Origin of the sequence: Duganella sp. HH101, assembly GCF_001758795.1 — a bacterium.
GTDB lineage: Bacteria > Pseudomonadota > Gammaproteobacteria > Burkholderiales > Burkholderiaceae_D > Rugamonas > Rugamonas rivuli.
Map to the genome: position 1 here is coordinate 111,854 of NZ_LRON01000008.1, position 11,793 is coordinate 123,646.

Below are 11,793 nucleotides of genomic sequence, written 5' to 3' on the forward strand. Positions count from 1 at the left end.
GGGCCGTCAGTGATCGTCGGTCAGTTCGTCGACCTCGCGACGATAGCGGGGCAGGCGGCGCTCCACCGTGTTTTGCGATTGATGGTTGGCGTGTGCCACCAGCCGTCGCCGGCAATCTGCACGGCCATCTGGCGCGGCGACAATAAAGAGCAGCTTCCATTGGTAGCCGCGCAGCGCTGCCGCCGCAGCGCGGCTTCTTTCCGTCCACTCGTGAATGGCGACGATGCCGCCTCCACCGGGGACAGCGTGCTGGCGCTCTTGCGCAGAAAATCCGCCAGCTCGGAGTATGCGGCGGGTGGCAGCTCACAGGTCTGTACGGCATTCATGCTCGTTCTCCTTGCTCGTTGTGTCGTGTTCTGTCTCGTTCTGTCTCGCTAGGCCTTGTGCGCCGCACAAAGTTCAAACGAGTCAAAACGAGACAGAACGAGACATCCAAACGAGCACGAATGCCGCACGGGTCGAATTTCACGCCCGGTGCCTATACTGGCGGCATGAATCGGCGGCGGCTGCTACGGCTTGGGGCGGTAGGCGTCGACGCCGAATTCCATCGGCGGCGTGTTGCGCTGGTGGGCGCCGGCATCGATGCCGGTGTCGGTCGGCGTGCCCGTGCCCGGCTCGTTGAAGTTGGGTAGATACACGCCGCTGCCATAGCCCAGCGACCCGGCTTGCAGCTGGTAGTTGCCGGCGTTGGTGGGCCGCGCGGTCGTCAGGTACACCTTGCCCGTCTTGTATTGCGGGTTGGGATAATCGCCGTACTCGACCAGTCCTATCGTCGGCCAGACCTGGCTGCCGGCCTTGAAAACGATGGCGCTACCGTTCCTGCCGCTGCCGGGCGCTGGATGCAACTCCGAGCGGGCGCCGTTGATCGAAATGCCGCCGCGATAGGCATCGTAGTCGATGTCGTTCTTGCCGCACACCTCATTCACTACCACGGTGCCCTGCCCGGTGTCGCTGATCGACATAAGGTTGTTGCGACTGACGATGTTGCAGGTGTCGCCGCCGTTATTGGCCAGGAATCCGTTCGAGCCCAGGCCAAATCGCATGCCGGCCAACGGCGGCGGTTGCAGATTGGTGTTGTGGAAGAAGTAAGCCCGTCCTCCATTGACGATGGGCTCCCGGCTGCCCAGCTTGAAGAATACGCCATGGCCCTCGCTGTCCTGGTCGGCGCCGTTGGGATTGCTCATGCCCACCGTGTCGCCGAGGATGTTGCGGAAGGCGTATACCGGCCCCTGCGACACGGTGGCCAGCCCGACGCCGGTGAACACATGGTGCAGGTAGTTGCCCCAGATGCGCACGTTGCGGTTGGCGCCCTCCGATTCGATGGCGTCGTCGTACACGCCGGAGACGTCGTTGCCGTGAATGTCTGAGTCGGCGGCCGGGAAACCTTCGAAGGTGAAGTTGTCGCCACCGCCGATGCCGTCGCTGAAGTAGTGGCCGGCCGCGGCGTAGACCTCGTTGTAGCGGATCACATGGTTGCCGCCGCAATGGCCGAACGCGATGCCGTTCGCCGAGTTGGGATGGGCGTAGCCCCAGTGGATGGAGCCGTAACGCGGATCGTGTATCCGGTTGCGCTGGATGACGACGCGCTGCACGCGGTCGGCCGGGGCGCTCAGCCTATTCGAGCAGGATATGCCCGCCTCAAGGTAGTGGCCGGGGACGATCTTATTGGTCGGCACATTGCCGGCGGTCGGCGGGCTTTCGGTGGTGACAGGCGCCGAGCCGAAACCACTGATGTCGTTGTCCTCGATGATGACGTCGTGCGAAGGCGCGTCGATGGCGATGCCCTGGCGCTGGCAGTTCTTCAGTTGCAGCTTGCTGACGATGACGTAGGACGCTTTGATCACCACGCAGCTATTGCCGGAATGAAGGTGTCCGTCCGCCGCGCCCATGTCGATGGTGCTGCGCTGGCTCGGGTCGGCGTCGAACGGCGCCGACACATAGCGCACGTAGGCGTCCGGCGTGCCCGACACGTTGACCTCGTAAGTCCGGGACGTGCTCTCTCCCGGCAGCTTCAGCACGCCCGGCGGCAGCGTGATGGTGCGGCCGACCGGGAATTGTTCGCTCCAGGTGGCCTGGGTGGTGGCGGCGCTCAGGTCCGGCTGGTCGGCCAGCGACAGTTCGATGTCGTAGCTGGTGCCCGCGTCCAGCATCACCAGGCTGCCGCGGTATTCCTTGTTGCGCGGATCGAAGGACAGCGGCAGGCCGTTCTTCCACTGTTGCTCGCCATGCTTGCGGTATTTGACGCGCGAACGGCGGTCGACGTTGCCTCCCGGCGGCGCCCAGTAGATGCCGATGGACTGGAAAGTCGGCACCGTTGTCAGCTCGGCCTGGTAGGACGGCAGGCCCTTGCGGAAGCGCATATTGCGCTCGTCGGAGTAGATGTCGGGGGCATCGGGGTATCCGTAGGACGGCGCCGGCGGTCCCAAGGTGCCGGGGTCGGTCGGGTTGGCGTTGTTCGCCGTGAAGTCGGGGATCTGCTGCGCCAGCACTGGGGATGACAGCGCCAGTGCGGCCAGCGCATGCAGGCATACCAGGGATTTTTTCATGGAATTCCTCGGGATAGTGGAAGAAGGCGGTCCCGACATCATATTGAAATTCCAATGTTGAATTATCGCTAATTGTCACAACCGGCCGCCCAATGAAAAACGCCCTGCCGGAGCCGGCAGGGCGTTGGGGCTGGAACGCGTTCCGCTACATCAGGCGGCGACGCTGCGGCCGCTCTTGGCCGACCAGCGGTACAAGCCCCACACCATGGCCACGCCGAAGATCAGCGCCACCACCATGGTCTGCGCCTCGCTCAGCGAGTTGGCGATGGCCAGCGGCTCGCCCTTGCCGGAAACCACGATCAGGCCCGCCAGCGCGACGTTGAACAAGCTCTCGCCGACGATGAAGCCCGACATCACCAGCACGCCCAGGCGCTTGGCGGTGTCGCCGCCGACCTTGTGCTCCATGGCGCGGTCGAACAGGTAGCCGGCCACGGCGCCGATGCACACCGGCGTGATCACCGCGCTCGGCAGGTAGATCGCCAGGCCCACGCCCAGCGGCGGCAGGCTGTACTTGCCGTTGCTGGACCGCTTCAGGCCGAAGTTGATCGCCACCAGCAGCAGGCCGACCAAGGCGCCGTAGCCCAGCAGGTCCCAGCGCAGCTGGCCGCCGATGACGCCCTTGGCCAAGGTCGAGATCAGCAGCGCCTGCGGCGCGGCCAGCGGCTGGTCCGAGATCGAGTTGAGGTTGGGGGCGCCGACGAAGCCGTTGGCGTGGTTGAGCAGCTCCAGCACCGGCGGCACCACGCAGGAACCGGCGACCACGCCGATCAGCAGGCCGACCTGCTGTTTCCACGGCGTCGCGTCGACCAGCTGGCCGGTCTTCAAGTCCTGCAGGTTGTCGTTGCCGATCACGGCCACGGCCAGCACCACGGTGGTGACGAACAGCGCGTAGGCGATCAGCGCCTGCGCCACTTCCGGGCCCATGATGCTGCGGCCGACCATGCCCACGCTCAGCGCGGCGCCGAGGATGGTCAGGATGGCGATGCCGGACACCGGCGAATTCGACGAGCCGATCAGGCCGGCCATGTAGCCGCAGACCGCGGCGGCGAAGATGCCGGCCACCAGGATGTAGCCGATGCCGACCGCCACCAGCGGGAAGGCCAGCGAGCCCAGCGGGCCGCCTTGCAGGAAGCTCGACAGCAGCCAGCCGGCCGGCACCATCGACAGCAGCGTGACCAGGCCGACCACGAAGATCGGCAAGTCCTGCTCGGTGCGGTCCAGCACGCCGCCATTGAGCTTGGCCTTGCGGGCCGATTCCATCGCCGACTTCAGGCCGCCGAAGATGGGCTTGGCCAGGCCGGCCAGCGTGATGATCGCGGCCATGCCGATCACGCCGGCGCCCATCATGCGCACTTCCTTGGACCAGATGCCCAGCGCGTGGGCGGAGGCTTCGACGCCGGGCGCGGCCGGGCTCAGCGAGGTCATCAAGGGCACCATGATGCCCCAGGCGATGACCAGGCCGGCCAGCATGGCGATGCCGACCGTGATGCCCATCAGGTGGCCGGCGCCGATCAAGGCCAGCGAGCTGGAGGCGCCGATGCCGGTGGCGCCGGAGCCGGTGCGGAAGTAGATCGACACTTCGCCGGCCATCAGCTTGACGGCGGCGCCGGCGGCGAACACGGCGGACGCCACGCTGCCCCAGATCACGGCCCACAGGCCGGCCTTGCCTTCGGCGGCGCCGGCGCGCGAGGCCATGCCGACCTTGAGCACTTCAGCGGCGGCCACGCCTTCCGGGTAGGGCAGGTCGGACTGCGACACCAGCGCGCGGCGCAGCGGCATGGTGTACATCACGCCCAATACGCCGCCGATGGCGCAGGCACCGAAGGTCGGCCAGAACGGCACCTTGGCCCACCAGCCTATCATCAGCAGGCCGGGCAGCACGAAGATCACCGAGGCCAGCGTGCCGGCGGCCGAGGCGATGGTCTGGACGATGTTGTTTTCCTGGATGGTGGCATCCTTGAAGGCGCTCAGCAGCGCCATCGAGATGACGGCTGCCGGGATCGAGGTGGCGAACGTCAGGCCCACTTTCAGCCCCAGGTAGACCTGAGCCGCCGTGAAGACCAGCGTGATCAGTATGCCAAGGATGATGCCGCGAACGGTGATTTCCTTGGGGTTGGACGGTGCAGCTATGCTCATCTTCAGCACTCCGGTGGAGAAATAATATTGTTTATATGGTCAGAAAAAGGGAAAAGCGCCTCATGATATCCGAAGTCCAGTCGGGCCAGCAGGTAAAATAGCGGATTGTCAGAACGATTTTGAAGGTCAGAGCATGTCGATACAATGGTACCCAGGGCATATGAACGCCGCCAAGAAGAAGGCGGCCGAGCAGATGGAGAACACCGATCTGGTGATCGAGGTGGTCGACGCGCGCCTGCCCGAGGCCAGCACCAACCCGATGGTGGAGGAGCTGCGCAAGTTCCGCCAGCGTCCGTGCCTGAAGATCCTCAACAAGGTCGACCTGGCCGATCCGGCCGCCACGGCGGCCTGGGTGGCTTATTACAACGCGCAGGAAGGCGTGACCGCGTTCGCGATGACGACCAAGAAGCCGGCCGACGTGGCCCGCGTGCCGGAACTGGCCAAGCAGCTGGCGCCGCACCGCGGCGTGCCGACCAAGCCGCTGCGTATCATGATCATGGGCATCCCCAACGTCGGCAAGTCGACGCTGATGAACGCGCTGCTCAAGCGCAAGGTGGCCAAGGTCGGCGACGAGCCGGCCGTCACCAAGCAGCAGCAAAAGCTTTACCTGGACAAGAACACCATCCTGGTCGACACGCCGGGCATGCTGTGGCCGAAGATCGCGCTGCCGAGCGACGGCCTGATGCTGGCCGCCAGCCACGCGATCGGCTCGAACGCGCTGATCGAAGAGGAAGTGGCGGTGTTCCTGGCCGACGAGATGCTGAAGTACTACCCGCAGCTGCTGGTGGCGCGCTACGGCTTCAAGGATATCGAGACGTTCGACGGCATCGCAGTGGTGGAGGGCGTGGCGGCCAAGCGCGGCTTCCGCCAGAAGGGCGGCGACCTCGATTTCGAAAAAGCCTCGCACACCTTCCTGGGCGACTACCGCAGCGGCATCCTGGGCCGCATCTCGCTGGAGACGCCGGCCAACCGCAAGGAGCGGCTGGACGTGCATGACGCCGAGATGGCGGTGAAGGCGGCCGAGAAAGCCGCGATCGCCGCCGCCAAGGCCGAAGCCTACGCCAACGGCAAGCGCGGCACCTAAATCCGGGGACCTGACCCCGGATTTAACCGAAGCGGAAGCTGCTCACCGCCAGCGATCCCATGAACGCGTCCTCGTGATAGGGGACGCTGGCCGCCTCGTTCTCCGCCGCGCCCAGCGCCACCATCAACGGCAGCAGATGCTCCTCGCGTGGATGCGCCATGCGCGCAGCCGGCGCCTTTTCCCACTCCATCAACTGCGCCGCGCGTTGCTGCGGCGGCAGCGCCATGGTCGCGCGCAGCCAGCCGTCGAAGGCGTGCGAGGCCGCCGCACCCTGGGCGTTGAACGCGCGCAGGTTGTGGTAACTGAGGCCGCTGCCGACGATCAGCACGCCCTGCTCGCGCAAGGGCGCCAGCAAACGTCCCGCCTCCAGGTGCGTCAACGGATCGAGGCCGTGCTTGAGCGACAGCTGCACGATGGGCACGTCCGCATCCGGATACACCGGATACATGGCGCTGAAGGTGCCGTGGTCGAAGCCGCGCTGCGGATCCAGCTGCGCCGGGAAACCGCCCGCATCGAGCAGCTGCTTAACCTGCGCCGCCAGCTCCGGCGCACCCGGCGCCTTGTACTGCACCTCATACGTGTGCGGCGGGAAGCCGCCGTAGTCGTAGATCATCGGCGGCCGTGCCGACGACGACACCGTGAAATCGCGGCCCTCCCAGTGCGCCGTGATCACCAGCACCGCCTTCGGCGTCACGCCGAGCTGGCGCGGGATGTCGCGCAGCGACGCGTCCAGCTGGCCGTACAGATGGCCCACCTGGTCCATCATGAACGGCCAGGGGCCGCCGCCGTGGGAAAGGAAATAGCTGGGCAATGCATGCATGGTAAAGCTCCGGTGTGAGGTTGAACTCACTATAAGGACGGAAGCTGTTGCAATCAATGCGCGAAATGTAGATAGGTCATATCTAAAAAGTTAATGATACGGGGCAGGGGCGTATAATGCCGGGGTTCTGGTGCTTGCCCATGTGCTCACATGTGCAGTTAAACGGGAAACACAGGCCGCCCACGCTCGCAGCGTGACGGCCAAGGTGTGCTGCCCCCGCAACGGTAACGCAAGGCCGCTTGAGCGCCTTGCCAGCCCGGATACCGGCCAGACCAGGGGGAAGCGCGCGTGATGCGATCCGCGCGGCTTCCGTACACTTCCGGCTTGCGGGGACGCAGGCGGATGTCTCTTTTGAAAATGATCTGACATGCACTCCACCGCTTTCCAACCGCGCCTGCTGGCCGCCGCCGTTTCCCTGTGCTTCACCGCCGCCGTTCCCGTCGCCGCCCTGGCGCAAGATGCCGCCGCTGCCGGCGCCACCGCCGGCGCGCAGGTCGCCCAGATGCTGGCACCGATCGTCATCACCGGTTCGCGTTTCGACGCCGACCCGGCGCTGGCCCCGATCGGCGCCACCATCATCAGCGCGGAAGAGATCCAGCGCGCCGGCGCCAACGACGTCAACGCCGCGATCCGCAAAGTAGGCGGCGTCTACGGCCGCCAAAGCCTGGACGGCAGCCCGGACTTCGGCCTGGACCTGCGCGGCTTCGGCAGCAACAGCAGCCAGAACATGGTGATCGTGCTGGACGGCGTACGCCTGTCGGAGAATGAACTGAGCAGCGCCATCCTGTCGACCATCCCGATCTACACCGTGGACCACATCGAAATCACGCGCGGCGGCGCCAGCGTGTTGTACGGCGACGGCGCCACCGGCGGCGTGATCAACATCGTCACCAAGCGCCCGGTCAAGAACAGCCGCCGCGGCAGCGTGTTCGTCGAGGGCGGCCAGTTCCGCGCCGGCGAAGTGCGCGCGTCCGGCTTCCAGGCCTGGGACGGCTTCGCCGCCGACGCCACGCTGGACACCCAGCGCACCGACAACTACCGCGACAACAACGAATTCAAGCAGACCCACTTCAGCGGCGGCGCGCAATGGTTCGACAACGCCGGCCGCGCAGGCTTCCGCTACGAAGGCGCGCGCCAGGACATGCGCCTTCCCGGCTCGCTGAGCGAGGCAGAGTACAACGCCAATCCGCGCCAGAGCAAGACTCCCGACGATTACGCCACGCTCGACAGCGACCGCTTCACCGCCTTCGCCCAGCGCCGCATCGGCGGCTATGAGCTGGCGGCCGATCTGTCGTACCGCAAGAAGAAGGCGGAATCCGCCTACTCCTTCGGCGGCCCGCCGTCGATCACCACCTACGACAGCAAGCAGACTCAGTTCTCGCCGCGCGTGCGCCGCCTGGGCGAGATCGGCGGCCTGCTGAACGAGATGGTGGCCGGCTTCGACTGGACCGTCTGGAATCGCACCACGGCCACCAGCGCCAAGTACTCCGCAGCCGATGCGACGCAGCATTCGAAGGCCCTGTACGTCCGCGACGAACTGCGTTTTGACGCCGCCCATGAAGGCCGCGTGTCGGCCGGCGTGCGCCGCGAGATCTTCAACAAGGACTTCAGCGATGCCGTGAGTTTCGGCAGCACCGGCTACAAAGTGTCGCAAGGCCTGAACGCCTGGGAGCTGCAGGCGAGCTACATGCCAGTCGCGAAGCTGACCGTCTACGGCAAGGCTGGCCAAAGCTACCGTGTCGCCAATTCCGATGAAAACGCCTACACCCCGGGCTTCAACAAGCCGCTGGCGCCGCAGCAGTCGCATGACCTGGAGCTGGGCGTGAGCTATGGCACCGCCGCGCAGAAGATCACCGGCCGCGTATTCCGCCACAACCTGACCAACGAGATCTTCTACGATCCGACGATCTACGCCAACACCAACCTGGCGGCGACCCGCCGCGAAGGCTTCGAGCTCGATGCCGAGCAGCGGATCAACGCCAACTGGAGCGTCAACGCGCACTACCAGCACGTGGACGCCAAATTCACCGAGGGCGCCTACAACGGCAAGGAAATGATGCTGGTGCCGAAGAACACGCTGACCGCGCGCCTGAGCTGGACCCTGGCCACCGGCCACACCGCCGATGTCGGCGTGCAGTGGGTGGACAGCCAGCGCAACGGCGCGGACTTCGACAACAAGTGCCCGGCGCAGATCCCTGCCTACACCACGCTGGATGCGCGCTACGCCCGCAAGCTGGGCCAGTGGGAGTTCGCGGTGTCGGGCCTGAACCTGGCCGACAAGCGCTACTTCTCGCAAGCCTTCAGCTGCAAGGACGGCATCCAGGGCGCTATCTACGCCGCCGACGGCCGCCAGCTGAAACTGTCGGCCCGCTACGAGTTCTGATGCGCACCCCGACCACGACCGTTCGCCCTGCGCAGCTATTGCCTTGGCTGGCGCTGGCCTGCGCGCCGGTGTGCGCTCAACCTGCCGTCACGGTGAAGGACGACGCCGGCAACAGCGTCACCGTCGCCAGGCCGGCGCAGCGCATCATCTCGATGGCGCCGCACATCACCGAACTGCTGTTTGCGGCCGGCGGCGGCGAACGCGTGGTCGGCGTCATGAACTACAGCGACTATCCGGAAGCGGCCAAGCGCATCCCGCAGGTGGGCAGCAACGCCACCATCGACATGGAGCATGTGCTGGCGCTGCGCCCGGACCTGCTGGTGGTATGGAAAAGCGGGAACACCGCCCGCCAGCTCGACCAGCTGAAAAGCCTGGGCATCCCGATCTTCTACAGCGACCCGCAAAAGCTGGAAGAGGTAGCCACCAGCCTGACCCGCCTGGGGCAGCTGATGGACACCGGACCGTCCGCGCAAAAGGCCGCGCAGGACTACCGCCAGCGCATCGCCAGACTGTCGGCCGCCTATGCGCAGCGGTCCACGGTGCGGGTGTTCTACCAGATCTGGGAAAAGCCCATCTTCACGCTGAGCGGCGAGCATATCGTCAGCGACGCGATCCGCGTGTGCGGCGGCCAGAACGTGTTCGCCGCGCTCAAGGTGCCGGCGCCCACGGTCAGCACCGAGGCGGTGTTGCAGGAAAATCCGGAAGCCATCGTCGGCGGCGAGAAGCACGACGCCGAAGCCGGCATCAATATCTGGAAGCAGTACAAGGGCATGCAGGCGGTCCAGCGCGGCAACCTGTTCATGATCGACAGCGAAACCCTGGTGCGCGCCACGCCGCGCATCGCCGATGGCGTCGCCATGCTGTGCGAGCGGCTGGAAGCGGCACGCCAGCACCGGCCTTGATGGGTTTAATGCGGCCATAATTTGCACATCGTGGAAAAGGTGGTAATCTCGCGGCGTTTGCCACTCACCCTCGATGAAGGACTGTCATGCGTTTCCTGAGCTTCCTGCGCCCGCTGCTCGTCACCGCGGCCTTCATGGCCGCCGCCGCCGGCGCCCAAGCCGCCGATTTCAAGAACGGCGTGGACTACAACACGCTGGACCTGCCCAACCGTCCCGACACCGGCAAGAAGGTCGAAGTGCTGGAAGTGTTCATGTACCACTGCCCGTACTGCAACCAGCTGGAAGCGCCGCTGGCCGAATGGGTCAGGAAGCAGGGCGACAAGATCGTGTTCCGCCGCATGCACCTGGGCGAGGATGCGCAAGCCAAGGCCTTCTTCACGCTGGAGGCGATGAACGCGCTGGGCAACGGCATGCACGAAAAGCTGTTCCATGCCGTCCACGTCGAACATAACCGCCTCAACACCGACCAGGCCATCCTCGACTTCGTCGTCAAGAACGGCGTCGACAAGGCCAAATATCTGGAATTTTTCAACTCGTTTGGTGTCCAAGCGAAGATGAAGCGTGGCGTGCAGGTGGCAAACCAGTATAAACTGGACAGTGCTCCGACGCTGGTGATCGACGGTCACTACACGACATCGCCGTCGGTGGCGGGCCATGGCCTGACGTCCACCCCCGAGGTGCACGCAGCCGTGTTTGCAGTGGCGGACAGCCTGGTAGCCAAGTCGGCCCAGGAACGCGCCGGAAAGAAGTAAGGATAGCGCCATGAAAGAAATCAGCGACGAACGCAAGGCGGCCGAGGGCCAGGTCATGAAGATCTACAAGGAGTCTTCGCCTGTCATCGAAACCCTGTTTGAGTGGGCCTACATCAACCACGTCGCCTGGAGCCTGGCGGTGCTGGCGCTGGGCTTCATCGTCTGGCTGGTGATCGCCTTGAGCAACGCCGAGAACCAGCGCAACGCGCTGATGACCAAGCAGTGCTTCGACCCCGTGTTCAAGGGTGAAATCGACAAGAAGTGCCTGCGCACGGTGCACTCGCGCGAGCACTGGTGGGAGCATGTGAGCTACGCGCTGACCCACGTCAGCCCGGAAAAATAAACATGGCCCAAGCCCGCAGCAGCGGGCTTTTTCTTTGATAAGGCAGCTTATGAAACAAGTGATACTCATAACCGGCAGCAGCCGGGGCATAGGCGCGGCGACCGCGCTGATGGCCAGCCGGCGCGGCTACGCGGTCTGCATCAACTACCTGAACGACGCGGAGGCGGCGGGCAGGCTGCGCGAGCAGATCGTCGCCGAGGGCGGCGAGGCCATCGCCGTGCAGGCCGACGTCAGCGTGGAGGCGGACGTGCAGCGCCTGTTCACAACCGTCGACGAGGAACTGGGGCCGTTGACGGCGCTGGTCAACAACGTCGGCGTGCTGGAGCAGCAGTGCCGCTTGACGGAGATGTCGGTGGAGCGCCTGCAGCGGGTGTTCGCCACCAATGTGATCAGCTACTTCTTGTGCAGCAAGGAGGCGGTCAAGCGCATGTCCACCGCCGGCGGCGGGCAGGGCGGCGGCATCGTCAACCTGTCGTCTGGCGCGGCGAAGCATGGGGCGCCTAACGTCTACATCGACTATGCGTCGTCCAAGGGTGCGATCGATGTGATGACGCTGGGCCTGTCGAAGGAGGTGGCGGCCGAGGGCATACGGGTGAACTGCGTCCGGCCGGGCATGATTTATACCGATATCCACGCCAGCGGCGGCGATCCGGGGCGCGTGGCGCGGCTGGAATCCAACGTGCCGATGCTGCGCGGCGGCCAGCCGGAGGAGATCGCGGAAACGATATTGTGGCTGCTCAGCCCACAATCGTCCTACGTCAGCGGCGCCATCATCGACGCCGCCGGGGCGCGCTAGAAAGCCGCCGTCCGCCGGCCGCACGCACGCT

General features: G+C 65.3%; 10 protein-coding genes and 1 riboswitch. Of the genes, 6 read left to right on the forward strand and 4 right to left on the reverse strand.

Annotated elements, in window-relative coordinates; genetic code table 11:
* Window positions 1-20 precede the first annotated feature (20 nt).
* The 3 genes from DUGA2_RS33130 to DUGA2_RS14820 form a co-directional block, all read right to left on the reverse strand.
* Entirely contained in the window at window positions 21-326 is a 306-nt protein-coding gene (locus DUGA2_RS33130; RefSeq protein WP_229214692.1) for a hypothetical protein, read from the reverse strand.
* Between the two features lie 183 nt (window positions 327-509).
* Window positions 510-2,546: a right-handed parallel beta-helix repeat-containing protein gene (locus tag DUGA2_RS14815; protein WP_070269990.1), complete on the reverse strand. Its 2,037-nt coding sequence runs from the start codon at window positions 2,544-2,546 to the stop codon at window positions 510-512.
* A 150-nt stretch (window positions 2,547-2,696) separates the two neighbouring features.
* Complete coding sequence (locus tag DUGA2_RS14820; RefSeq protein ID WP_070269991.1) at window positions 2,697-4,682, reverse strand: OPT family oligopeptide transporter; 1,986 nt, start codon at window positions 4,680-4,682, stop codon at window positions 2,697-2,699.
* Window positions 4,683-4,815: 133 nt separating this feature from the next.
* On the opposite strand from DUGA2_RS14820, the gene ylqF reads away from it, so the two are divergent.
* Window positions 4,816-5,766 carry a ribosome biogenesis GTPase YlqF gene (gene ylqF, locus DUGA2_RS14825; protein ID WP_071658917.1) on the forward strand — a complete coding sequence of 317 codons (951 nt, stop codon included), beginning with the start codon at window positions 4,816-4,818 and terminating at the stop codon, window positions 5,764-5,766.
* A 22-nt stretch (window positions 5,767-5,788) separates the two neighbouring features.
* Here the strand turns inward: ylqF and DUGA2_RS14830 are convergent, their stop codons facing one another.
* Window positions 5,789-6,586: a class III extradiol ring-cleavage dioxygenase gene (locus DUGA2_RS14830; protein WP_070269995.1), complete on the reverse strand. Its 798-nt coding sequence runs from the start codon at window positions 6,584-6,586 to the stop codon at window positions 5,789-5,791.
* Window positions 6,587-6,697: 111 nt separating this feature from the next.
* A riboswitch (cobalamin riboswitch) is annotated at window positions 6,698-6,873 on the forward strand.
* Between the two features lie 80 nt (window positions 6,874-6,953).
* On the opposite strand from DUGA2_RS14830, the gene DUGA2_RS14835 reads away from it, so the two are divergent.
* From DUGA2_RS14835 to DUGA2_RS14855, 5 genes are all read left to right on the forward strand, one after another.
* Window positions 6,954-8,969: a TonB-dependent receptor gene (locus DUGA2_RS14835; protein ID WP_070269997.1), complete on the forward strand. Its 2,016-nt coding sequence runs from the start codon at window positions 6,954-6,956 to the stop codon at window positions 8,967-8,969.
* Window positions 8,969-9,871: a cobalamin-binding protein gene (locus DUGA2_RS14840; protein WP_070269999.1), complete on the forward strand. Its 903-nt coding sequence runs from the start codon at window positions 8,969-8,971 to the stop codon at window positions 9,869-9,871. The genes DUGA2_RS14835 and DUGA2_RS14840 overlap by 1 nt, the downstream gene beginning before the upstream one ends.
* Window positions 9,872-9,957: 86 nt before the next feature.
* Window positions 9,958-10,623 carry a thiol:disulfide interchange protein DsbA/DsbL gene (locus tag DUGA2_RS14845; protein ID WP_070270001.1) on the forward strand — a complete coding sequence of 222 codons (666 nt, stop codon included), beginning with the start codon at window positions 9,958-9,960 and terminating at the stop codon, window positions 10,621-10,623.
* Window positions 10,624-10,633: 10 nt separating this feature from the next.
* Complete coding sequence (locus DUGA2_RS14850) at window positions 10,634-10,966, forward strand: hypothetical protein (RefSeq protein ID WP_070270002.1); 333 nt, start codon at window positions 10,634-10,636, stop codon at window positions 10,964-10,966.
* A 49-nt stretch (window positions 10,967-11,015) separates the two neighbouring features.
* Complete coding sequence (locus DUGA2_RS14855; protein ID WP_070270004.1) at window positions 11,016-11,762, forward strand: SDR family oxidoreductase; 747 nt, start codon at window positions 11,016-11,018, stop codon at window positions 11,760-11,762.
* Window positions 11,763-11,793 lie beyond the last annotated feature (31 nt).

Excerpts from the sequence above, each read along its gene's own strand:
- DUGA2_RS33130 (WP_229214692.1), bottom strand. The coding sequence starts at position 326 with ATGAATGCCGTACAGACCTGTGAGCTGCCACCCGCCGCATACTCCGAG.
- DUGA2_RS14815 (WP_070269990.1), bottom strand. The coding sequence starts at position 2,546 with ATGAAAAAATCCCTGGTATGCCTGCATGCGCTGGCCGCACTGGCGCTG.
- DUGA2_RS14820 (WP_070269991.1), bottom strand. The coding sequence starts at position 4,682 with ATGAGCATAGCTGCACCGTCCAACCCCAAGGAAATCACCGTTCGCGGC.
- ylqF (WP_071658917.1), top strand. The coding sequence starts at position 4,816 with ATGTCGATACAATGGTACCCAGGGCATATGAACGCCGCCAAGAAGAAG.
- DUGA2_RS14830 (WP_070269995.1), bottom strand. The coding sequence starts at position 6,586 with ATGCATGCATTGCCCAGCTATTTCCTTTCCCACGGCGGCGGCCCCTGG.
- DUGA2_RS14835 (WP_070269997.1), top strand. The coding sequence starts at position 6,954 with ATGCACTCCACCGCTTTCCAACCGCGCCTGCTGGCCGCCGCCGTTTCC.
- DUGA2_RS14840 (WP_070269999.1), top strand. The coding sequence starts at position 8,969 with ATGCGCACCCCGACCACGACCGTTCGCCCTGCGCAGCTATTGCCTTGG.
- DUGA2_RS14845 (WP_070270001.1), top strand. The coding sequence starts at position 9,958 with ATGCGTTTCCTGAGCTTCCTGCGCCCGCTGCTCGTCACCGCGGCCTTC.
- DUGA2_RS14850 (WP_070270002.1), top strand. The coding sequence starts at position 10,634 with ATGAAAGAAATCAGCGACGAACGCAAGGCGGCCGAGGGCCAGGTCATG.
- DUGA2_RS14855 (WP_070270004.1), top strand. The coding sequence starts at position 11,016 with ATGAAACAAGTGATACTCATAACCGGCAGCAGCCGGGGCATAGGCGCG.